Source organism: Fibrobacter sp., from assembly GCF_045131395.1.
Lineage (GTDB): Bacteria > Fibrobacterota > Fibrobacteria > Fibrobacterales > Fibrobacteraceae > Fibrobacter.
Genome location: NZ_JBGUQY010000008.1, coordinates 20,417 through 43,378, shown reverse-complemented (window position 1 = coordinate 43,378; position 22,962 = coordinate 20,417). Strand labels below are relative to the sequence as shown.

Annotated in this window: 17 protein-coding genes; 8 read left to right on the top strand and 9 right to left on the bottom strand. The window is 52.9% G+C overall.

Annotated features, from left to right (window positions below):
- Positions 1–81: 81 nt before the first annotated feature.
- Together thiF and thiS are read right to left on the bottom strand one after the other, a co-directional pair.
- Positions 82–720, bottom strand: a complete 639-nt coding sequence (thiF, locus tag ACJMNB_RS04510) for a thiamine biosynthesis protein ThiF (RefSeq protein WP_405339419.1) — start codon at positions 718–720, stop codon at positions 82–84.
- A complete protein-coding gene (thiS, locus tag ACJMNB_RS04505; RefSeq protein WP_072978161.1) occupies positions 720–914 on the bottom strand; it encodes a sulfur carrier protein ThiS in 195 nt (64 codons plus the stop codon). The genes thiF and thiS overlap by 1 nt, the downstream gene beginning before the upstream one ends.
- A gap of 84 nt (positions 915–998) precedes the next feature.
- On the opposite strand from thiS, the gene thiH reads away from it, so the two are divergent.
- On the top strand, positions 999–2,264 hold the full coding sequence (gene thiH, locus ACJMNB_RS04500; protein ID WP_405339417.1) for a 2-iminoacetate synthase ThiH: 1,266 nt from the start codon (positions 999–1,001) through the stop codon (positions 2,262–2,264).
- Here thiH and ACJMNB_RS04495 read toward each other — a convergent pair.
- On the bottom strand, positions 2,261–4,045 hold the full coding sequence (locus ACJMNB_RS04495) for an AMP-dependent synthetase/ligase (protein WP_405339415.1): 1,785 nt from the start codon (positions 4,043–4,045) through the stop codon (positions 2,261–2,263). The two genes, thiH and ACJMNB_RS04495, sit on opposite strands and share 4 nt — an antisense overlap.
- A 136-nt stretch (positions 4,046–4,181) precedes the next feature.
- On the opposite strand from ACJMNB_RS04495, the gene sstT reads away from it, so the two are divergent.
- The 4 genes from sstT (at position 4,182) to ACJMNB_RS04475 (ending at position 10,426) form a co-directional block, all read left to right on the top strand.
- On the top strand, positions 4,182–5,423 hold the full coding sequence (gene sstT / locus ACJMNB_RS04490) for a serine/threonine transporter SstT (RefSeq protein ID WP_405339413.1): 1,242 nt from the start codon (positions 4,182–4,184) through the stop codon (positions 5,421–5,423).
- Between the two features lie 231 nt (positions 5,424–5,654).
- On the top strand, positions 5,655–6,956 hold the full coding sequence (locus tag ACJMNB_RS04485) for a GGDEF domain-containing protein (RefSeq protein ID WP_405339411.1): 1,302 nt from the start codon (positions 5,655–5,657) through the stop codon (positions 6,954–6,956).
- Between the two features lie 10 nt (positions 6,957–6,966).
- Positions 6,967–7,755, top strand: coding sequence for a hypothetical protein (locus ACJMNB_RS04480; protein ID WP_405339409.1), 789 nt, complete (start codon positions 6,967–6,969; stop codon positions 7,753–7,755).
- Positions 7,756–7,873: 118 nt separating this feature from the next.
- A complete protein-coding gene (locus ACJMNB_RS04475) occupies positions 7,874–10,426 on the top strand; it encodes a 1,4-beta-glucanase (protein WP_405339407.1) in 2,553 nt (850 codons plus the stop codon).
- Between the two features lie 94 nt (positions 10,427–10,520).
- On the opposite strand, the gene ACJMNB_RS04470 is transcribed toward ACJMNB_RS04475, so the two are convergent.
- The gene (locus ACJMNB_RS04470) at positions 10,521–11,069 is read right to left on the bottom strand and encodes a hypothetical protein (protein WP_405339405.1); all 549 of its coding nucleotides are present in this window, start codon (positions 11,067–11,069) and stop codon (positions 10,521–10,523) included.
- Between the two features lie 142 nt (positions 11,070–11,211).
- Between ACJMNB_RS04470 and ACJMNB_RS04465 the strand changes: the two genes are divergently transcribed.
- The gene (locus ACJMNB_RS04465; RefSeq protein ID WP_405339403.1) at positions 11,212–12,423 is read left to right on the top strand and encodes a sialate O-acetylesterase; all 1,212 of its coding nucleotides are present in this window, start codon (positions 11,212–11,214) and stop codon (positions 12,421–12,423) included.
- On the opposite strand, the gene tsaA is transcribed toward ACJMNB_RS04465, so the two are convergent.
- Entirely contained in the window at positions 12,401–13,114 is a 714-nt protein-coding gene (gene tsaA / locus ACJMNB_RS04460) for a tRNA (N6-threonylcarbamoyladenosine(37)-N6)-methyltransferase TrmO (protein ID WP_405339401.1), read from the bottom strand. The genes ACJMNB_RS04465 and tsaA overlap by 23 nt on opposite strands.
- Positions 13,115–13,168: 54 nt before the next feature.
- Here tsaA and putP point away from each other — a divergent pair, with 54 nt between their 5' ends.
- Positions 13,169–14,710 (top strand): sodium/proline symporter PutP, encoded by a 1,542-nt coding sequence (gene putP / locus ACJMNB_RS04455; RefSeq protein ID WP_405339399.1) that lies wholly within the window; start codon positions 13,169–13,171, stop codon positions 14,708–14,710.
- 79 nt (positions 14,711–14,789) lie between these two features.
- Here putP and ACJMNB_RS04450 read toward each other — a convergent pair whose 3' ends face one another.
- The 4 genes from ACJMNB_RS04450 to ACJMNB_RS04435 all read right to left on the bottom strand — a co-directional run bounded on the left by ACJMNB_RS04450 (position 14,790) and on the right by ACJMNB_RS04435 (position 18,876).
- Positions 14,790–15,713 (bottom strand): FISUMP domain-containing protein, encoded by a 924-nt coding sequence (locus tag ACJMNB_RS04450; protein ID WP_405339397.1) that lies wholly within the window; start codon positions 15,711–15,713, stop codon positions 14,790–14,792.
- 135 nt (positions 15,714–15,848) lie between these two features.
- Positions 15,849–16,850, bottom strand: coding sequence for a type I glyceraldehyde-3-phosphate dehydrogenase (gap, locus tag ACJMNB_RS04445; RefSeq protein WP_295038476.1), 1,002 nt, complete (start codon positions 16,848–16,850; stop codon positions 15,849–15,851).
- 372 nt (positions 16,851–17,222) lie between these two features.
- Positions 17,223–18,017: a fibrobacter succinogenes major paralogous domain-containing protein gene (locus ACJMNB_RS04440; protein ID WP_405339394.1), complete on the bottom strand. Its 795-nt coding sequence runs from the start codon at positions 18,015–18,017 to the stop codon at positions 17,223–17,225.
- A 76-nt stretch (positions 18,018–18,093) separates the two neighbouring features.
- A complete protein-coding gene (locus ACJMNB_RS04435; RefSeq protein WP_405339392.1) occupies positions 18,094–18,876 on the bottom strand; it encodes an Rpn family recombination-promoting nuclease/putative transposase in 783 nt (260 codons plus the stop codon).
- A gap of 235 nt (positions 18,877–19,111) precedes the next feature.
- Here ACJMNB_RS04435 and ACJMNB_RS04430 point away from each other — a divergent pair, with 235 nt between their 5' ends.
- Complete coding sequence (locus ACJMNB_RS04430; protein WP_405339390.1) at positions 19,112–22,960, top strand: DUF3857 domain-containing protein; 3,849 nt, start codon at positions 19,112–19,114, stop codon at positions 22,958–22,960.
- Positions 22,961–22,962 lie beyond the last annotated feature (2 nt).

The following is a 22,962-nucleotide window of genomic DNA, read 5'->3' as shown; positions in this document are numbered from 1 at the left end:
CTTCATCAAAGCAATTTTTAGAGGCCACATTTTTATCGGAACCAAATATAGAAAAGGTCTTGTCAGAATAAAAAATTTTATCTATTCAAGCCCAAGAATCAGGCGAATCACGGTCAGGGCCTGGTGGGCGGCGCAAAGCATCACGCGGGGCGCGACGAGCCCGATTCCATCGGCCACATCGCTTTTGCCATCACCGCATACATAAAAACGCTTGGTCACTTTGCGAGTCGTAATCGAATTACCGCTATCGTAGCCCGCCATGCCAGATGCCGCCACCAAGTACTTTTGGGGCATACTTTCGAGCACCGTATTCACGAGCATCGCCTTGGCCTCGGCATTGTCAAACGCCTCGCAAATCACGTCGGCCTTGGCAAGCAACGCCTCCGCATTCTCGGCAGTCACTTTCTCAAAATGAGTTTCATACTCCGTATACGGCGCAATCTCTTTCAAGTTCGCAAGCAGCGCCTCGGGCTTCGGCCTGCCCACTTGGCACGCCTTGTACTGCTGGCGATGCAAGTTCGTCACCTCGACGCTGTCAAAATCAATCAGAATGAGTTTGCCCACTCCGGCACGCGCCAGGGAGATTGAGATATTGGAGCCCAGGCCGCCCAAACCGCAAACGGCAACCGTGGCCGCCTGCAATTTTCGGACCGCTTCACTCCCCTGCCGCTTTTCAAGCGCGGCAAGCATTTCATCTCGAGAGGGCATTCCAGCGTTCATCAGCCGCCACCTACAAAATTCACGACCTCGACTACGTCGCCGTCGGCCAGCACCGTCTCGGCATACTTCGCCTTGGGAACAATTTCTTCGTTCCGTTCAACTGCAATGCGCACGGTATTGTACCCTGCTTCCGCAAGGTACTCCGCCACAGTCTTTCCAGCAGCATCCACACTCTGTCCATTAATCGTTAGCATATTACAAATATAGAAAACCATGCAAGCGCGGTGGCAACGAACGCTTTACTATATTTGGTGCGGACTTAAAAAGGCATTGCTGAAATGGACGGCGAAAAAAAAGAAAATAACTACTTGTTTGATTCTGGCTACCTCTCGGAAGGAGCTCTCGCAAAAAAGCACCGCATCGAGAACGATCCAAGTGCCCGCACGAACATTATGGACTATTTGCCCGGCATGGAAGTCATCCAGTCGGACATTGCCGAAAAAGTTCTCTCTGAATCTGAAAATTACGATTACACAAAGTATACCGGCAAGGACGTAAAGCGCGCCCTGGAACATGACCGCTGCACCTTGGAAGACTTCAAGGCACTCCTGTCACCCGCCGCCGCTCCCTACTTGGAACAGATGGCCGCCAAGGCCAAAATCGAAACCAGCAAGCATTTCGGCAATAACGTCTATTTCTTTACGCCGCTCTATATCGCCAACTACTGCGAAAACTACTGTGTGTATTGCGGCTTCAACTGCTACAACCACATCAAGCGCATGCAGCTCACCATGGAGCAGATCGAGCACGAGATGAAGGTGATTGCCAACAGCGGCATGGAAGAAATCCTGATTCTCACAGGCGAAAGCCGCGCGAAGAGCAGCGTGGAATACATCGGCGAAGCCTGCAAGCTGGCCCGTAAGTATTTCCGCATGGTAGGTGTGGAAGTTTATCCGGTGAATACCGACGAATACCGCTACCTGCACGAATGCGGCGTGGACTACGTGACAGTTTTCCAGGAAACCTACGACAAGGTGCGTTTCGAACAACTTCACCTGATGGGTCATAAGCGCGTATTCCCGTACCGCTTCGATTCCCAGGAACGCGCCCTGATGGCAGGCATGCGCGGCGTTGCCTTCTCTGCTCTCCTCGGCCTTTCTGACTTCCGCCGCGACGCCTTAGCCAGCGCACTCCACGTGTATTTCTTGCAGAAGAAGTATCCTCACGCCGAAATGAGCCTCAGCTGCCCGCGACTGCGCCCCATCATCAACAACGATAAAATTGACCCGCTGGATGTGCACGAAAAGGAACTCTGCCAGGTGCTCTGCGCCTACCGCATCTTCCTCCCGTACGTGGGCATTACGGTTTCCAGCCGAGAAAGCAAGGAATTCCGCAACGGCATCGTGAAGATTGCAGCAACCAAGGTTTCTGCAGGTGTTTCTACAGGCATCGGCGACCACGAAAGCAAATACAGCGGTCACGATGACGGCGAAGGTGGCGACGAACAGTTCGAAATCAACGACGGCCGCAGCTTCAACGCCATGTACAGCGACATCTCGGGCGAAGGCCTGCAGCCTGTATTGAACGATTACCTATACGTCTAGTTAGACGCGTCTTCGTACATTTTTTCGATTTCTTCGGCGAACCGGGCTTCGGCTACGGATCGCCGAATTTTTAATGTGGGCGTCAAGAGCCCAGATTCCACGGTCAGCTCGTCACCGATCAAAGTCCACTGGCGGATCTGTTCCCAATGGTTCAGCTTGCTGTTGACGCGTTCCACATGACGCTTGATAGATTCCCGAATACGCCTTGACTTCAAGGCCTTTTCAAGGTTGAAATTGTTCCCCACGCGTTTCAGGAATCGCTTGGCATTCACCGGATTCAAGAAAAGCAGCGCCGAAGCGAATTTACGGTCATTGGCAATCACGAGAGCCTGTTCGATCAACAGGTGACGCCCCAATTCCAGTTCTATGGGGTTCGGGCTCACGTACTTGCCCGTACTGGTCTTCAGCAGTTCCTTAAGGCGACCCGTCAAGTACAGGTAACCGTCCCGGTCGAAATACCCCTGGTCCCCCGTCTTAAAGAATCCGTCTTCCGTAAAGATTTCGGCATTCAAGTCAGCCCTGTTACGGTAGCCCTTGAACACGCTGTCACCCTTAACAAGCACTTCGCTGTGTGCACCGATTTTCACCTGCAAATGGGTAAGGGGCTGCCCGACGCTCCCTGGCCGAGCAATACCGGGCCTGTTCACGCTGACCACCGGAGAACATTCCGTAAGGCCGTAGCCCTCACAAACATCAAAGCCCACGTTCAAGAGGAACCGACAAATGGATTTATTCAAGGCTCCACCGCCCGAAATCAACAAGCGGAAGCGTCCGCCCATGGCATCGCGCATTCTACGATACACCAGCCTGTCGTAAATATTGCAGAGCAGCCCACGCCGTTCCATGGGGTCGCGGTTCTTGGCATAGGCAATGGCCCGTTCATAGACAAATTTTTGAATTCCGCAAATCTTTTCGCCGGCAGCGGTCATGCTTTCGTACAGGCGCTCCAGAATTCTTGGAACAACCGTCATGACCGTGGGGCTGATTTCACGGACATTCTCGGCAATGTTTCGCGGAGAATCGGCAAAATAAACCTTGGCTCCGCAAAGGGTATAAAAATAGACCGACATGCGTTCAAAGGCATGAGCCACGGGCAAAACCACAAGGCACACATCCGATGGGCTATTGATCCGTAAAAAGTCCCGCTTGATCACCTGGATCTGCGAAATCATATTGCGGTGTGTCAGTTCCACGCCCTTCGGAACCCCAGTGGATCCGCTGGTATAAATAATCGAAAACACATCGTCGGGATCCAGGGAATGCATCTGCTGGTTCAGCCAAAGTGAAGACTCCGGCTGTCTAGACAGGACTTCCCCTTCTTTCACAAGGTCATCCCAATACGCCCCATTGGGCGGCAGCTCCGAGTTCTTGTCGATACAAATAACCGCCTTGAACCTGGGCATGAGGCTACCGATGGTCGGCGAAAGGTCCGAAAGATTATTCAGGACCAGCACCTGCACCGAGGCGTCGTCACACTGGTAATTGAAATTCTCCGCCGAAATATTCGGGAACAGGGGCACCACCCGAGCCTGGTTCAGCTGGGTTGCCACGTCGGCCATAATCCATTCAGGGCAACTTTCGGCCACGATGCCGATACTTTTTCCGGCGGTAAGGCCACGGGCCCTAAAAGCCAGGGCCAAGCACTGGGTTTCGTGCCGCAGTCTCGTTCCCGAAAAATGGACCCATCCATCGGAGGTACGGTGGAACCACCCTGCGAAGTTTTCCCGGTCGCAGTTTGCAAAAAATACATGCGCAAGAGATGTATATTGCAGCGGTTCCATACAAAACAACCTGTCTTTATCGAATAAAATACATTTATTACACGGATTTTTTCTGTTTTTTTTATCACAAAACCCCTTTTTTTCTTTATATTTGTGTCGAAGGGTTAGTTTATCTGTTTGAATCAAAAGGAATGATATGTTCAAAAAGATTCTTGATAAATACAACGGCACCAAGTTGAACTACCGTATCGCAATCGCAATCGTGCTCGGCACGCTCCTTGGCATATTTCTCCCCGGACAAAAATGGATCGGCGAACTAGGCGTCCTATTCGTAGGAGCCATGAAAGGTATTGCCCCCATTCTGGTGTTCGTATTGATCGTGAACTCGCTTTCTACAAGCAATACATCACTGGACAGACGATTCGGAAAGGTGTTTGCCTTCTATATGGTCAGCACCATTCTAGCCTCTATCGTTGCAGTTGCAGCCAGTTTCCTGTTCCCCCAGAACCTGCAACTGGCTCAAGAAGCCACCACAAGCGCCATTTTACCCAAGGGCATCGGCGAAATTTTGAACAACCTGCTTGTCCGCGCCGTTTCGAACCCCTTCGAAGCCATTACCGAGGCTAACTATATCGGTATTCTTGTATGGGCAATCATCTTCGGTATCGCCATCAAGCTACACGCCAGCGATTCCACCAAGGAACTCTTGCAAGACATCACCAAGTCCGTTACGGCAATTGTCCACTGGCTCATCAACCTGGCCCCCTTCGGCATCCTTGGCTTGATCCACTCCTCCATTGCCACCAACGGTATCGGCATCTTCAAGACCTACGGCATGCTGGTCGCAGTACTTGCCGGCGCAATGATCTTTACCACATTCATTATCGCACCCCTGGTGGTAAGCTTCGCCATCAAGCAGGATCCCTATCCGCTGGTCATTTACTGTCTCAAGCGCAGCGCCATTACGGCCCTCTTTACCAGAAGCTCAGCCGCCAACATTCCCGTGAACATGGATGCTTGCGAAGAGTTGAAGCTGGACCGCGAATTCTATTCCGTGTCCATTCCGCTGGGTGCCACCATCAACATGAATGGTGCAGCCATCACCATCGCCATCATGACCCTAGCTGCCGCCCACACACTCGGCATTTCCGTAGACTTCCCCACGGCCCTGACCCTCTGCGTCATGGCGACCATCGGTGCCTGCGGTGCCAGCGGTATTGCCGGCGGTTCCCTGTTCCTGATTCCCATGGCCTGCTCCTTCTTGGGCATTTCCAATAACGTGGCCATGCAGGTGGTTGCAGTCGGCTTCATCATCGGTGCCGTACAGGATAGCCTTGAAACGGCCTTGAACTCCTCCACCGACGTGATGTACACAGCCGCCGCCGAATACAGCGGGTGGGTTGCCGAAGGCAAGCACCTACCCCGCCGTTTTCGCTAAAAACTTGGAATTTGGCTAAAAAAGCCAAATATTCCAAGTTGGAATAATTCAACATACAGCAATTAATTGCATATTTTTGGGGGGCGTTTTTTTCTTTTTTTCGAAAAAAAATTATTTTCTCATTTGGAGAAATAGATGGCCGCATATAAGAGACCTATACATAAAAGCCTTGTCCTTGGAAGCACCGTATTTATTGCGTTCTTGTGCTTTATTCTTTCTATTCAAGCTTATTTGACCTATTCACAATCGCTGTACAAGCGTTACGACGACAAACTCGACAACATCCTGAACTACATTACGACCCAGATCGACCTGGACGACCTCTACGAAAGCGTCATTACAGGCGAAAAAAGCGAAAAATATACCAAGGTACAAGAATTGCTCAACGGCATGGTGGACGAATTCGAACTGTTCTACCTGTATTCGGTCTTTGTCCGTGGCAACCTGATGGTCAACATCTGCTCCGCCACCAGCGCCGAAGAGCGGGCCAAAGGCGAAGAGGACATGCCACTGCTGGATACCAGCGACGGCTACCCTGCAGAAGAACTTAAAAAATTCTCGGCAGCCATCGCCAAAGACGAGATTTCTTTCTTTGAAGAGAACTCCGAATGGGGATACGCCTATACCGCCTGCAAACCTCTTGTTACATCCACCAAGGTTCACTACGGTCTCATTTGTGCCGATATTGCCATCAACGACCTCCACATGACCGTCAACAACTATGTACTTTACAACGTAATTTTGACCTTGGGTCTAGGCATTTTGTTCGGCCTGATATTGATCGTATGGTTACGCCACAACGTGACGGGCCCCATTCTCGCCCTTGAAAGGAGCGCACGCCTCTTCGCAGAAAAGAGCCGCGACAAAAAGAAGGATCCCAAGGATCTCGTCTTCGAAGTTCCCGAAATCAACACCCACAACGAAGTGGAATCTCTTTCCAACGCCATCGCCCAGATGTCTAAAGACATGAAGAACTATGTGGAAGACATCCTGGAAGCCGAAGAAACGGTCAAGACCGCCCAGGAAGCTGCCGCCAACATGACCATGCTGGCCTACAAGGACGCCCTGACCCATGTGGGTAGCAAGATTGCCTACGACAACGCGGCGAGGACCCTGGAAAAGGATGTTGCAGAAAAGCTGATTACGGAATTCGGCATTGCCATGATAGACTTGAACAACCTGAAGGTTATCAACGACAGCTACGGACACGCTAGCGGCAATACCTATATCGCCGGTGCATGCCATATCGTATGTACCATCTTCAGGCATTCACCGGTATTCCGTGTGGGCGGCGACGAATTTATCGTCATTCTGAAAAACGGCGACTACGAAAACCGTCACAACTTGGTAGAAAAGGCCAACCTGAAATTCTACGAAACCGAAAACGATAACGCCAGGGAACCCTGGGAACGATTCTCGGTAGCTATCGGCATGGCCGAATACAGGGACGGCGAATCCGTAGATGCGGTGTTCAAGCGCGCCGACGAGGCAATGTACCTGAACAAGCAGAAGATGAAGAAGAACCGGAAATAAATTTCTATCTTTGCGCACACTTGTGCTCGATGTTCTGAATTTACAATTCTCCTTTTACGACTGGCTGCTGATTTTCATGGTCACGGCGCTTGGAACCCTGAGCGCCTATCTCAAGGACCCGCAGCTTAAAGCCGTTACTGCCACCATCCCCATTCCTTGCGGATTTGCCTACTTGGCAGTCGGGCTCCCCATGGGAGCGGCCAACGCCATTTCCGGCTTCATGTGCCTTTTGTACGTGCATATCGTCCGCATTCTCCACTATAAGATCAAGATTCCCATTGTCCCCAGCATTATCGCAGGGCTAGCCTTCTTTGTGGCCCTGGGAACCTTCCTGATGCCCCGAATCCCGGACTCGGAACCTGTATTTATCGGAGTCTGCATTTTCGACCTGATTGTGGGAATCGTGCTTTTCCAGACCCAGGATTACAAGTCGGGCGTACGTTACAAGACTCCCCTGCCCGTTTACATCAAGGCTCCGGCCATCGCCGGGGTGGTAGCAGGCCTGATGCTTATCAAGCGCCTGATGGGCGGCTTCTGCACCAGCTTCCCCATGATGAATTCCATCGTGAGCTACGAGAGCCGCTATTCCCTGGGCGACCAGTGCCGGCAACTGCCCCTGTTCCTGATTGCGGGCCCCTTCATGTTCGTAGAAATGCACTTTATCGAGACCCGCCTGGGGTGGAACCACTGGATTGTACTTTTGTGCGGATATGTGCTTTTTGCAGCCATTTATTGGCCACTGAACCAGGAACTCAAACGCCGGAACGAACGGGCCGAAAAGAGCTACAGCGAAAGATAAACGGGTTTTGCACCTGTTGAGAATCCATAAACATAAATATCAACGGAAAGCGGCTTTTTAAGTCGCTTTTTTCGTTTTTTAGGTATTTTCATTAGCGAAATTATAAAATGGAGATGGTATGTTTGGTAAAATGAAGGTTTTGGTGTCGGTTCTGGGCATTGGGATGCTCGCTACCACCGCTAATGCAGAAAAATACGACTGGGGAAACGTCCGTTTTGACGGCGGTGGATTCGTTTCTGCCGTGATTTTCCACCCCAAGGCCGAAAATTTACTGTATGCCCGCACCGACGTGGGCGGCATTTACCGTTTTGACTTTGATAAAAAGACCTGGGTTCCGCTGATGGACTGGATCAGCCAAAATGACGTGGGCCTTTACGGAACTGAAGCCTTCGCCCTGGACCCCACAGACCCCAAGCGCATTTACGTGCTGGCCGGTACGGGTTACTTTAGCAAGGGTCGCACTGCCGTACTCCGCAGTGAAGACTACGGTGCCACCTGGGACACCAGCTATGTCGAAATGCTCGCCCACGGTAACGGCATGGGTCGCCAGACCGGCGAAAAGCTGGCCGTGGACCCCAACAAGCCCAACATCATTTTCTGCGGTAGCCGCACCAAGGGTCTCTACAAGAGTACCGACTACGGTAAAACCTGGACCAGCGCCTACGAGGTCGCCCTTTCCAGCGCAACCGAATCTAGCCTGAACGGCGTGAACGGCATCAGCTTCGTGATGTTCGATGAATCCCAGGGCAAGAACGCCGACGGTTCCACCAAGACCATTTACATCGGCATTTCCGAAACCAAGGACAACCTGCAGGTAAGCCACGACGGCGGTGCCACCTGGGCAGCCGTCAAGGGCGTGCCCACGGGCCTGATGCCCCACCGCGCCAAGATTGTAGACGGCGACATGTACGTGACCTTCGCAGATGGCCCAGGCCCGTACAATATTGCCAGCGGCGGTTTCTATAAGTACAATATTGCAGGTGGCACCTGGACCGACCTGACCCCCAGCGACTCCGTTGAACACGAAGGCAGCACCACCAAGAGCTACGAAAAGGACAAGAGCTCTTACGGCGGAGTGGCCATCGACCCCAAGAATAAGAACCACATCGTGATTTCGACCCTCGGCAAGTACACCGGACGCCACGTGACCAAGGATGGTAAGGACAACTACGGCGACCGCATTTACTCCACCACCGACGGCGGCAAGACCTGGATTCACGGCCAGCACTACAACGATATCCCGAACATTGATGCCAACGGTACCGCCTGGATTCCTGGCAACGCCATTCACTGGGCCGGCTCCCTGGAAATCAACCCCTTCAACAACAAGGAAGCCTGGGTCACCAGCGGTAACGGCATCTTTATGACCGAAGATATTACGGCCAAGGTACCCGTATGGAAGTTCATGTCCAAGGGTATCGAAGAAACCGTGCCCCTCGATATCGTAAGCATTCCCAACGGACCGCTGGTAACCGCCATCGGCGACTACGACGGTGCCGCCTACGCAAACATTAACAAGAGCACCCCGCGCCACACGCCGATTATCGGCACAACCGAAAGCATGGGCTACGCTCCGCTGACCGGAAGCCTGCTCCGCACTGGCGTGATTACGGTGTACGGCCAGTACGATTCCCAGAACTTTAACGTGATGTACCGCAGCGACGACATGGGCGCTACCTGGGACAGCGTGAAGACGACCCTCAAGGGCCCCAAGGGCTTGGTCGTGCTCTCTGCCGATGGCAAGGTGATGCTGCACCGCCCCGACCAGGGTGCCACCGTGTACCGCTCCGCCGACAATGGCGCCACCTGGACCGCTGTCGAAACCGGCACCCAGACCAACTATTCCCGCATTGTCGCAGACCCCGTGAACCCGGACGTGTTCTACGTGATGGGCGGCATGGGTTCGCTCTACAAGTCCACCGACGGCGGCAAGACCTTTGTTGAATCCGAAGCCCGCCTGCAGAACGAACAGGCCGGTGTTTACTACAACGGCGGCGGACTCATCCGTACCGTTCCGGGCAAGGAAGGCCACCTGTGGGTCCCCGTGGACCAGGCTCAAGTCTGGCTCCCCAAGGGCTTTAGCGAAAACGGCCTCGCCTACTCCGAAGACGGCGGCAAGAGCTGGAATCATTGCGAAGGCGCATCTACCGCTATCGCAGTCGGTATCGGCAAGGCAAAGACCAGCGCCGACTACGAAACCATCTTTATCTGGGGTGCAGCAAAATCCGGCGACCCGATCGGCATATACCGTAGCACCGACAAGTGCAAGACCTTTGAACGCGTGAACGATGACATGCACCAGTTCGGCGGCCCGGGTAACGGCAACTTCGTGCAGGGCGACATGAATACCTTCGGTGTCGTGTACATGAGCACCGTCGGCCGCGGCACCATCGTGGGAGCCCCCCAAGGTACCGAATTCGTGACCAAGCTGAACCGCGTGAATGTATCTAGCGCCACCTTCATGCAGCTCGAAAAGAGGAACCTCCATGTGAGCGCCCCTGCCGGCAGCAAGATTGAACTCTACGCCGCCAACGGTAAGCTCGCCTTGAGTTCCACCCTCGAAAGCGAAAACGTGGTAAGCCTCTCCAAGCTCCCCGTGGGCAAGTACATGGCCCGCCTCAAGGATTCTAGCGGAAAGACGCTCAACCAGAAAGTCCTTGTGATTAAATAAGGCCTTCTCCAAAATTTCCAAATACACAAAAAAATCCTCGGCAATTTTATTGCCGGGGATTTTTCAATATCGGGCTTAACCGAAGTATTTACTCTTAGTTTGCGCTAATGGTAAACACTTCCGTGGTCGTAGACTTGAGATCCACCTGATCGGTCACATTTTCCATCAGCCAAAGGGCGCCCAAAGACATTTTGATTACGGCTCCTTCCGGCTTGATCAGCGGAGTAACCGTAATCTTACTCTGTCCAAGGCACACGCCGTTGACGGTAGACTTCAGGGAAAGGCTAGCTTCGGAAACGGTCCAAGTTCCATAAACGGGATTGCAATCGACCGTCTTAAGACCTTCGGGAGCTCCCTGCGGCACGTCAAACTGGAAAGTACCGTCTTCGTTGAAAGTCATGACACCAGGTGCAGCCGAATAATTGTAATCGGTAAGAATATCCCCTGCACCGGGGTTTGCAGAATCCGTACTGATAGGAGCGATGCCGATCAGGCTCCAAGAACCCTGCAAGCATTCTGCAGAAAGACCGTTTGCGCATTCAGTAGCCTTGCTTTTAGCAGCGGACGTTCCAGAATCGCCACATGCAGTCAGTGCAGCCATTGCCATAGCGGCTGTCATTGCGATAAACACCTTGTTTTTCATATTAATCCTCTAAGTTTTCCTTGAATATAAGTATTTTTTGTTGTAAAATCCAACAACATAATAAAGTTTACAATCCCATTTGCTCCATAAAAATGGGTTATTTTTAAGTTGGGGGAATTTTTCCCCATTGTTTGGAGTATTTATGAAAAAAATTTTGTTAGGAGCCGCATTCGCTATGGCTCTTTCTCAAGTAAACGCGGCCCCGGACCCGAATTTCCATATTTACCTGGCCTTTGGCCAGTCCAACATGGAAGGCCAAGGCGATATCGGACAACAGGACAAGTCTGTCGACGAGCGATTCCAGGTGCTCTGGGCGGCCGATAATGGCTCCTGCTCCGGGAAGGCCAAGGGCAAATGGTCTACTGCCGTGCCGCCGCTGGCCCACTGCAATGGTGCCAAGCTCGGGCCCACGGACTACTTCGGCCGCACCATGGTCGAAAAGACCGATTCCAAAATCAAGGTGGGTGTCATCGTGGTTGCGGTTGCCGGTTGCAGCATCAAGCTCTTCGACAAGGACAACTATTCAAGCTACGTGAGCTCGCAGCGCAACCAGGACTGGATGATCCAGCGCATCAACGCCTATGGCGGAAACCCCTATGGCCGCCTGATCGAGATGGCCAAGAAGGCCCAGGAAGACGGCGTCATCAAGGGCATCATCTTCCACCAGGGTGAAACCGATGCCGGCATTTCGGAGTGGCCATCCATGGTCAAGAAGGTCTACAGTAACATCATCAAGGACTTGGGCCTCGAAAACGACATTCCGTTCCTCGCGGGCGAGGTGCTGCGTAGTGGCTTGAGTAGCGGCGCGAACAACAACATAGCAAAGCTCCCGCAGCAGTCCAAGAACTTCTACGTGGTCTCCTCCGAAGGGTTCAACCAGGCTCTGAACGATGGCCAGAACGTGCACTTTACCTCGCAGGAATACCGCGACTTCGGTAAGCGCTACGCCGAAAAGATGATCGAGGTTCTGGGCGACAAGCTCAAACCCGTTGCAGACTCACCGGAATCCAGCAGCAGCGAAGAAGTTTCTAGCTCCAGCGAAGCGCAGTCCAGTTCCAGCGCCGTCGAAGAATCTTCTTCGTCCGATAACAGCACGGGAATCGCTCAAATTGAACATTTCGGCACCGGTTCCCTTTCAGTCACCAAGTCCGGCAATGTTCAGCTGAGCCTTGCAAAGTCCGAACAGCTCACCGTCAAGATTTACTCTAGCCTCGGCAAGGAAGTATTGGATTTGAGCGGCAACTACGCCGGAACCAATACCCTGATGCTTGCCAGCAGACTCCCGGCAGGCCGCTACGTCGTGAGCGCCCAGGGTGAATCCTTCAAGGCAGTTAAGGCTGTAATGGTAAAATAGCGACGACCGTCAGGTGGTCGCCCTGCACTTGAAACTTGATTTCAAAGTCGGCAAACCGGATGCCATAAACGCGGTCGGCGTCCTTCTGGTACGCGGGCCGCGGATCTTCGGAAAGCAGCTCTACTAGGGCTGCTTTTTTGTTTTCGGGGAATTGCTCGTCAAGCGCTACTTGCGCCTCGGCGGCAAAGCTGACATCTAGTTTATGGAAACGCACGGCCTCGGCAAAGCCGCCGGTGGCCTCGGGCACGGAATCGGCATAGGGCAAATAGGGCTTGATGTCCACGATAGGCGTGCCGTCCATGAGGTCGGCACCGCTGACCGTAATGGAGGGCGCGCCCTCCCCCGTCAAGTTCACGCTTTCAATCTTCACGCAGCTCATGGCCAAGGGATTGGGGCGGAAACTGCTGCGGGTCGCAAAAACGCCCAGCCGCGTATTGCCACCAAGACGGGGCGGGCGAACCGTGGGCTTCCAGGTGTCGCGCACGTTTTCCGAAAAAATCCACAAAAGCCACAGGTGGCTAAAGCCTTCCAGCCCGCGCAAGGCGTCCGCGTTCCTGAATTCCGGCTCAAAAACAATCGTCGAGCGTAAATTCTTCAAAAGCCCGCTCTGCCGCGGAATCCCGAACTTGTCCGGGAAATCGCTCTTGATGCGGGCAATAACCTTGAAAGTAATCTCATTAAACGATTGCACGGGACAATATATAGAATTTTCTATCTTTAAATGCATATAAAGGAGACAACCAAAATGGTTTTAACCGTTTTCATTCTATACCTGTTGATGATGCTTGGCATCGGATTCTACTTCTCTAAAAAGGCAAACAGCCTGAATGCCTACTACCTGGGCAACCGTGGCATGAACAAGTGGGTGGTCGCCATGTCCGCCCAGGCCTCCGACATGAGCGGCTGGCTTTTGATGGGCCTCCCGGGCGCCATCTTCGTGAGCGGCTTTTCCGAAGCCTGGATCGGCATCGGTCTCGTCATCGGTACCTACCTGAACTGGAAAATCGTGGGCCGCAGGCTCCGCAAGTACAGCCACTTCTGCGGTGACTCCATCACCCTCCCCGACTTTTTCTCGAACCGTTTCCGCGACAACAAGGGCATTATCCGCGTTATCGCCTCTATCTTCATTCTCGCCTTCTTCCTTTTCTACACCGTGTCCGGCTTTGTGGCTAGCGCCAAGCTCTTCGGAACCATCTTCGGCATGAACTACAACACGGGTCTGATTCTCGGCGCCATCGTGGTGGTGAGTTACACCTTCATGGGAGGCTTCTTCGCCGTTTGCTGGACCGACTTCATCCAGGCTACCATGATGCTCATTGCCGTCATCGTGATTCCCTCGATTATCATGAACGGCTCGGGCGGTTTTGCCGCGACCATGGACGCCGTGAATGCCCAGAACCCCTACCTGATGAGCCTCTTTACCAACGCCACCACCGGCAAGTCCATCGGCCTTATCGCCCTGATTTCTAGCCTCGCCTGGGGCCTCGGCTACTTCGGCATGCCCCACATTCTGGTGCGCTTCATGAGCATCAAGAATGCCGAAGAAATCAAGGAATCCCGCCGCATCGCCATGACTTGGGTGACCGTTTGCCTCGGTGCCGTCATCATGATTGCCCTCCTCGGCCGCTACTACGTGGAAACCCACGGCATCAAGGTGGACGACCCGGAACGCATCTTCATGATTCTCTGCCAGGCCCTTTGCCACCCGGCTATCGCCGCTATCCTCATGGCCGCTATCCTTGCCGCCATCATGAGTACCGCCGACTCCCAGCTCCTGGTTTCCGCTTCCGCTTTCAGTAACGACCTCTACAAGCACCTGTTCCGCAAGAACGCCAGCAACAAGGAAGTCATGTGGGTCAGCCGCGGCGTGGTCGTGGTCATTACCATCATCGCTGTTATCGTTGCCATGCAGGGTGCCCCCAGCGCCGACGGCGTCAAGCAGGGCAAGAGTTTCTTGGATGTGGTCATGAGCCTCGTGAGCTTCGCCTGGGGCGGCTTCGGTGCCACCTTCGGCCCGATTATGCTCCTCGCCCTCTTCTGGAAGCGCACCACGCTCCCGGCCGCAATCGCGGGCATGCTCGTGGGTGGCATCACCACCTTCGTATGGAAGTTCTACCTCTCCGGTTTCTCCGCCGAAATCTTCCAGATCTACGAACTCGTTCCCGGCTTCGTGCTCAGCTTCATCACCATCGTGGTCGTAAGCCTCTGCACCAAGGAACCCTCCAAAGAGATCCAAGAGGAGTTTGATCAGGTGGAACACACCCGCCTGAGCGACATGAAGCTGTAATTAGCCAATCCGGCAAAAAACCATTATAAAAAGACTCGTTCAATGAACGAGCCTTTTTCATTCAAAAAACATTTAAAGACTAATAGTCTCTCACAGCAATACAGCGCACTGTTTTGTATCTATCATACGGAGCATCTACATTGCAAGAATATTTCTGATCAAAGTCGTTTACTTGAACATACCATGTTTGGTAACTAGTGTTTCTATCCAGCCACAGAGATGCACCTTGAGAAGATTTTTCCCCTCGCGGCAATCCCAAACCTCGATATGGAGTATAATCGTCATCCTCAGTAAGATATACTATATTCGATGATTTAACAAGCGAAAAACCATACGGGTCAGTAAGTTCAGAAGCTTTAACCCAAGACTCTTTAGACGATTTTAAAACATTCATGGTAGTATCACCCGTAAAAGCAACTAATTCCGCAATGTCATCCCTCGTCGGATTTGTCCACCCCTCCGGGCATGGATAACCGGCTAAATAGTAAGACCCCTTCTTAAGAGAATCTCCACTGAAGAGATTTGCTCCCGACAAGGAATCATTACCTTTTGTATATACCAAGTTTTGCGCCATCCACAACTGCTTTCCGATATGAACTGTCTTATAGACTTTGTTGTCTCTCTTGTCCAGAAACTCACCATAGGTTACATTCGGGTTCAAATACTCAGTCGAAACACATTTATAGACATTGCAATCGTAGGTTCCCGCAGGAGCGTCCCCATAAGCATATAAATAGCCATCTACATTTACGAGTCTTTTCCACGTCCAATATTCTTTATTATTGCGTGTGTAGGGTTTGCAGCTTCGCCATGTAGAATCTGTTTCCACGAAGGCTATCTTACCTTCAAGTTCTTCCGAACACTCTATCAAATCACGCATTGATTCCGCACGATAATCAACAGATTTCGATTTCGAGCTAGATTGAGACGCCGACGGAGACGAATCGTCGTCACACGCCATCAGTATCATCACAGAAATAGATAGAATCAAAAATTTGTTCATTTGTTCCTCCTTGTACGCAGTGCTAATATAAAAAAACTCCCCGCCGGGGTTACCGACAGGGAATTTTGAAAGGTTTCTTAGCGGAAGTGCGGAAATCTAATTTACGTCCGCACGACTAACGCTAAATCAGAAATCTTACTTGGCGATCACGCGGGCCATTTCGCAAACCTTGTTGCTGTAGCCCCATTCGTTATCGTACCAGGAAACAACCTTAACGAAGGTCGGGTCGAGCTGGATACCGGCCTTGGCGTCGAAGATGGAGGTCTTCGGGCAGTTGCGGAAGTCGGTAGAAACGACAGCTTCGTCGGTGTAACCGAGGATGCCCTTGAGTTCGCCTTCAGAGGCTTCCTTCATGGCAGCGCAGATTTCTTCGTAAGTGCAAGCCTTCTTGAGTTCGACAGTCAGGTCAACGACGGACACGTCAGAAGTCGGCACGCGCATAGACATACCGGTGAGCTTGCCGTTGAGCTGCGGGAGAACCTTACCCACGGCCTTAGCAGCACCCGTAGAAGACGGGATGATGTTTTCGAGAATGCCGCGGCCACCGCGCCAGTCCTTCTTGGACGGGCCGTCAACGGTCTTCTGAGTAGCAGTTGCAGCGTGAACGGTGGTCATGAGGCCACGGACGATGCCGAACTTTTCATCGAGAACCTTGGAAATCGGGGCAAGGCAGTTGGTGGTGCAGGAAGCGTTGGAGATGATCTTCTGGCCAGCGTAGGTCTTGTCGTTCACGCCGTACACGAACATCGGAGTAGCGTCCTTAGACGGAGCAGACATGATGACCTTCTTGGCACCAGCCTTGAGGTGAGCAGAAGCGAGTTCTTCGGTCAGGAAGAAGCCGGTGGATTCCACAACGACGTCGACATCGAGGGCACCCCAAGTGATAGCGGACGGATCCTTTTCAGCGAAGATCTGGATCTTGTTGCCGTCGACGATGAGGAAGTTGCCTTCTACCTTGATGTCGTGGTTGAACTGACCGTGCACGGAGTCGTACTTCAGCATGTAAGCGAGGTAGTCAGCGTCGAGAAGGTCGTTGATACCGACAACAGTAATGTCCTTGGAGAAGTTTTCCACAGCAGCGCGGAAGACCATACGGCCGATACGACCGAAACCATTGATACCGAGTTTGAGAGCCATTATTGGATCCTTTTGTTTATTGTGAAATTGCTTCACCCCACTTTTTAGGGCAGGATGGTGCGTTGTTGGGCGTAAATTTACAAAAATTCAATCCGTTTGTGTAGTAATATTCGCGAAAAAATCACCCCGAACCGGCTATAGAGGTTTAATTTTCCCACCCAAAGGGGGAAGTTTCCCCCTCGCGTAAGCCCCGACATAAAGCAAAGACCGTCGCGATGTTTCCGCACACTCGCTAACCGGGCCACAGAACTTCGTTCTGTGAACCGGGGCTCGTTCACCAGAAACATCCCTTCCGGCCATAAAGCATCAGTAGTCGGGTCTTTCGCTACCTCCTCTCCTAGGGGGACACCCCCCTAAAACCCCCGACTACATCTAGTCCTTAAGGCAACGGACAGAGATCCCGAAGCCCTTGTAGTCGCTGCCCAGGTACGCATAGTCGTCACTGTAGTACAAGTTCATGTCGTACGCGTTGTCTTCATTGTACTTGTACTCGTTGCCTTCATTGTACTGTGTAGAACTCCAGAAGTACGCGAGGTAGCCCTCATTGCGGAAATTGCCATGGTCGTAGTCGCCGGCCGGCAACGCAGCAAAGGAATAGGCGTCGTCGTTAGGAACAGTATATTCATCATCATCCCACCCGTCCACGGACTTGAGCGCCTTGCCTGCCGCACTGGAGCCGCCAGCCGCATTAATCAGCGCCTCGAATTCATCTTTACTGGGCAGGTGCCAGCCATTGGGGCATACACCCTGCACATCGCCTGTACCAAAGTCGCAACTTTGATCATAGCCACATTCGCTTTCCGACTTGCCCACGGCGGCAGCCCATGCGTAAAGGCGGCCATACTTGGCGCAGTTGGACGCAACATCATCATAGCAGTGACTATTGACCGTCTCGTAATTCAAGTTCTGCGCCATCCACACTTCGGAATAATCCTTTTCCGGTATTGAAATGGTGGTGGTCCTATAGGTTTTCCCGTCGCGCAGGTCCGTCAAGGTATTGTTTTCTGCGTCATAGACGCTCTTGTCATCATCGTCACTGGATGAAGACCATGCCTTGGTTCCACTGCTGAGCGGGTCATCGTTGTGAGTAGCGGAGCTGCTGTCGTCGCAAGCCGCAAAAAACATCAAAGCCGCCGAGATAGCAGATAATGCCCAAACGTTCTTCATAAAACCACCTAACTTTCAAATTTTTGCAAAATATAACAAACTGGGCGAAAAAGGCGGTCGTTTGACCGCCTCATAACTACAACTTGCCAAGTTCTCGAAGCATTTTCTCGTACCTGTCGGCACGAGCCTTTTCTTCGTCAGCACGAGCTTTTTCCTTTTCCGCACGAGCCCTTTCTTCTTCAGCAAGGGCTCTCATGTCGTCTATTTCTTCTTGCCATGTCATATAGCGTATCCTCGTGTTACTGTCCGACTGGTACAATTTCACAAGTCGGTCGATGTCCTCGGTTGCCGGGGTATTCGCCTTGTTGGTGGCAAAATACTCCATGTAATCCCGAATGGACTTCTCGGCGACTTCGCGGTACTTACTAAAAATATAAAAGTTTTTAAAAGAGTGGTCGCCCATTTCGATTTTCGGGTCGTCAGTTTCAAGATTTTTGAACCTGTAGACGGCGCGCCCCTTCTCAAAGATGTCTTCGGAACAAAGGAAGATAATATAGAGTTCCTTCAGGTCGCGGTATTTTTCGCCCCTGCACAGGGCCTCGCTATCGCGCATGGCTTGGTAAAAGCGTGCCCTCTTGGGAATTTCGTGGGTATCTTCCATCTGCATTTCAATGTCAAAACTGCGGAGGGTTTCGCCTTTGGAGCCTGATTCCTTCACGAATACGTCGAAGCGAACACCCTTGCTGACGGGGTTCACGTCGATGGTCTTTTCCGGTTCGGGCTCACGAAGTTCGTGAATTTTGATGCCAAGAACCGCTTCGAGGAAGGGCTTGGCGATTTCCTTGTGACTGAACACCATCGCGAACATGAACTTGTTGGTGATGGTCAATTGTTCAAAGGGAGTGTTTTTTGTTTCCATTTTTTTTCTACAACCGGGGAACAGCCCCCGAAAAGCGAATAGAGCGTTGGCCCTATCTATATACTAATACGCCAGTTTCGGAAAAACAGTCCAAAAACACCCCTGTTTTTAAAGCGATTATGATGTAAAAAGATTTTTGCGTTTATAAAACATCAAGTGTACGATACAATCGTTATTCCACTTTGGACTATGGAATGACGGGGCTTAAGCGCCTCGTTTTTTTATTTTTGTCGTCATGAGCAATTCTTTGTTTAAAAATTTTGGTCGTATTCCCAATTTTTGCGCCCCCCTGTTCGGGCTGTTTTTCGTAGTTTCTTTAATTTCTTGCGCCGGCAACGGCCAGCCTCTGACAGAATCGAACCCGCAGCAGTCCGCTGGCGATAACGACGGCGGCTCCAGCTATACCGACAACTATTTTGACGACGGCGCGCAAGCGAGTTCCGGCAACGGATCGCAGGCAGCCCGCAGGAACACCGCCACCGACTTCGCCTCCGACGGATTCAGCTTCAGTCTGCCGCAGGGTGACTGGGCGCTCGTGGGCGGCTCAGATGAAGGAGCCCACGAGAGCGGCGTCCCCTATGAATTCTATAACGCCACGACAGGACGCCGCGCGGTCCTGGTCGAAATCGAACTCCCGAAGGGCGAACCCATGCGACTCATGGACCGCGCCCAGATGGAAATGCAGGCTTTTGAATCTAGCGGCAAGAAGGCAACTCTCGCCGAAACCTACCCTGAAGAAGCTTTCGGCGGCACCGGCGTCTTCTTCGATGTCGCCGGCAAGCGCTACGACAGCCCCTACGAGGCCGTTGGCTTTGTAACGGGCGCAGGCAGCCGCGTGTACACCCTCACGCTCTCTGCTACCGACACCCAGCTGCCCCCTGGCGAACTCAAGAACGAGTGGAAGGAATTCTTTGCAAACTTCAGCATGCGCGAAACCGCCGAGAGTGTTGGCCCGGAACTTTCGCCCAACAACGTGCAGAGCTTCAACTCCCCCGCCCTCGGCTACACTTGGGCTGTGAAGGACACCCTCTGGCATCACTGGACAGGAATCGCCCGCCAGAACGACGACCCCGACCTGGTGCTTTCTAACAAGGCCGAAGACGTATCACTGTTCGTTTACGGCGCCACCGTGGAAAGCGACGCCGTCAATTCCCAGGATTTGTTCAAGGTATTGCTGGTGCGCCTCGGCGTAGACCCCAACAATCCGACCATCGAAATGCACCGCCAAAAGGTCGGCGATCGCTACGCACAGGACTTCACCTTGACCCATGTGGTCAACAAGTTCGACTTCTACTACACAGGCCGCTACTTCTATGACGACGGCCGCGGCATCATGATTGTCAGCTGGACCCAGGGTGTGAACAAGAAGAAATACAGCAAGGTCATGCAGCATGGTATCGAAGGCCTGACCGTGGGCGAAAAACCCGCCACCGCCAGCGACGCCGAATCTGCCAAGAAACAGGCCAAGTTCAACGCCGCCATCATGAGCCAAGTGGGTATTTTGCGCCTGCTAGAGAACCAGCCGCTGGTGGCCCTCAGCTACTTTGAACGCGCCAACCGCATGGACCCGGAAGAACCGCTTTACTTGATCAACTGCGGATTCGTGTACCAGATGAAGGAACTTTACGGCCCAGGTATCAGCCACTTTGAAAGCCAGAAGGATCTGGTCCAGAAGAACGGCAAGTTGCTCTCCATTCTCGGCGAAATGTACGAAGCCTTGTTCGACTACGGCCGCGCCCGCGAATGCGCCGAAGCCGCCCTCCGTTACACCCCGAACAACCCGGAATATGTCATCAATTTGAGCGACGCCCTCTGGGGTCTCGGTCAGCGCAACCAGTCCCTGGTGGTAGTGCAGCGCCTTTATGACACCCAGCCCAGCAGCCGTTTGGGCGTTTATCTGGCCAAGACCTATATGGGCCTGGACCAGTATGCCGAAGCTGTGGACGTTCTTTACCAGGTGCGCCGCCGCTTTGGCATGAGCGTGGAACTGGGTAGCACCTTGATGGATGCCCTCGTGTTCCTGGGCCGCTACGAAGAAGCCCGCGCCATCAGCGAAGAAACGCTGGCCAAGGACAAGAACGACTACAAGATTTGGACCATGCAGGGCAAGATTCTTTTCTACAGCCGCAACTACCGCGATGCAGAAAAGTCGCTGACCAAGGCGCTGGCCATCAAGCCCGATAACGAAGACGCCAAGAGCTTCCTCAGCGCCACCAAGGCATTCCTGGGCAAAGCGGACAACCGCACGCTGCAAAAGCCCATCACTCCGGTGGAAGAACGCACCAAGAACCTGAAAGGCCTGCTCAGCGAAAACGCCAAGAAGCAAGGCACCGACGGCGACTTCCCCGCTGTGGTTCATTACAGCAAACAGTCCCTGAAGGCAGAAAAGGGTTCCAACTGGGTCCGCACCGACGAAATGCTCATGGAAATCCTCGACATCCGCGGCGCAGCGATTTACCGCGAATTCACCTTCGACTTCTTGCCGGGATTTGACCGCATTTACCTGAATGCCCTCGAAGTCTACGACAGCAACTGGAATTTGAAGCAAAAGGCGAACCTGAATGGAGCCTACATTACTTACGCCACCGAAATCGGCGGCCAGAATGAATCCCAGACGGCGCACTTCCCACTGCAGGAGCTGGAACCGGGCGACTTCATTTACCTGCAATTCAGCCGCACGAACATCGAAAACAAGGGCATGATTCCCTACACCGACTTCGTGAGCAGTAAAGATGTACCCGTGGGCCAGTCTAGCTTCCGTATTTACGCCGACACCGCCCGCTTTGTGACCGAAGAATACGGCCCGCTGGAAAAGAAAGCTATCAAGGGCGGCATTGAATGGAGCATCGAAAACCCGGTGATTATCCGCAAGGAACTCTACATGCCCGTGTACCGCGACTTCGGTGCAGGCCTGATGCTCACCGGCAAACAGGAATGGAAGAACGTAGGCGAAGATTACCAGAACCTGATCAAGCACCAGTTCAAACAGGCAGTGAGCGTACGTGAAAAGGCCCGCGAAGTCCGCGGCAGCAAGGCCAACGACAACGCCGTGAAGGCCATCGTGAACTTCGTGCGTCACGACATCCGTTACCGTGACATTCGATTCGGCGGCCACAGCCTTATTCCGCAAACCGCCGAAGTCACCCTCAAAAAGCATCAGGGCGACTGCAAGGACATGGCCCTTTTGCTCAAGGAAATGCTTGAATCCATCGGCGTCAAGAGCTACCTCACCGCCATCCACCTCACCGAAGAAGGCTTCGCTGGCCTCCCCACCATCCAGCAGTTCAACCATATGATTCTCTACATTCCGGCCCAAGGTCAAATCACCGAGCGCTGGGTAGACGCCACCGACAAGACGGGCAACGATCGCCCCGTGCCGCTGGATATGGAAGGTAAGGTGGCCCTCGTGATCAACGACGACAGCAGCCACGTGGTCACCACGCCGATCCTGGAAGACAACCAGGAACATCAAATCGGCATTGAACACCGCCTGTTTATCGGTAACGACGGTGCCTGCGAATTCCGCGACTCCATCTCGCTGCAAGGCAAGTTCGCCAGCGTCATGCGCAACCGATTCTTCGGCCGCGACGCCAAGGAACAGGAAAAGCTCATGGAAGACTTCCTGGCTTCGGGCATTCCCGACGTGAGCATCGGCAACATCCGTATCGACAACCTGTCTGAATTCAACAAGCCCCTGGCCTTGATCGTGACTTACGCCTCCAAGGGCTACTTCGGACAGGGCGGCTCCGAACTCAAGGGACGTTTCCCCAACGTGTGGGAACGCAGCCTGTTCAAGCTGCCGAAGGTTTCGAAGCGCCATCACCCGATTCGCATGCCTCACGAAACGCAGTTTGCATACAAACTATCCGTCACCGCCACCAACGGCAAGACTGTCAAGGTTACGGGTCCGAAGCCGCTCACCCGCGACCCGGATTACGTAAGCTACGAAAAGAATTTCGACGGCAAGAACAGCATCAAGTGGACCACCTTCGCCCTTTACGCCGACCCGGCGGAATACAACAAGATCCGCGAAGAATGGACCTACCTGCTCAGCGAAACAAGCCCGATGATCGAGGTGAAGTAAAA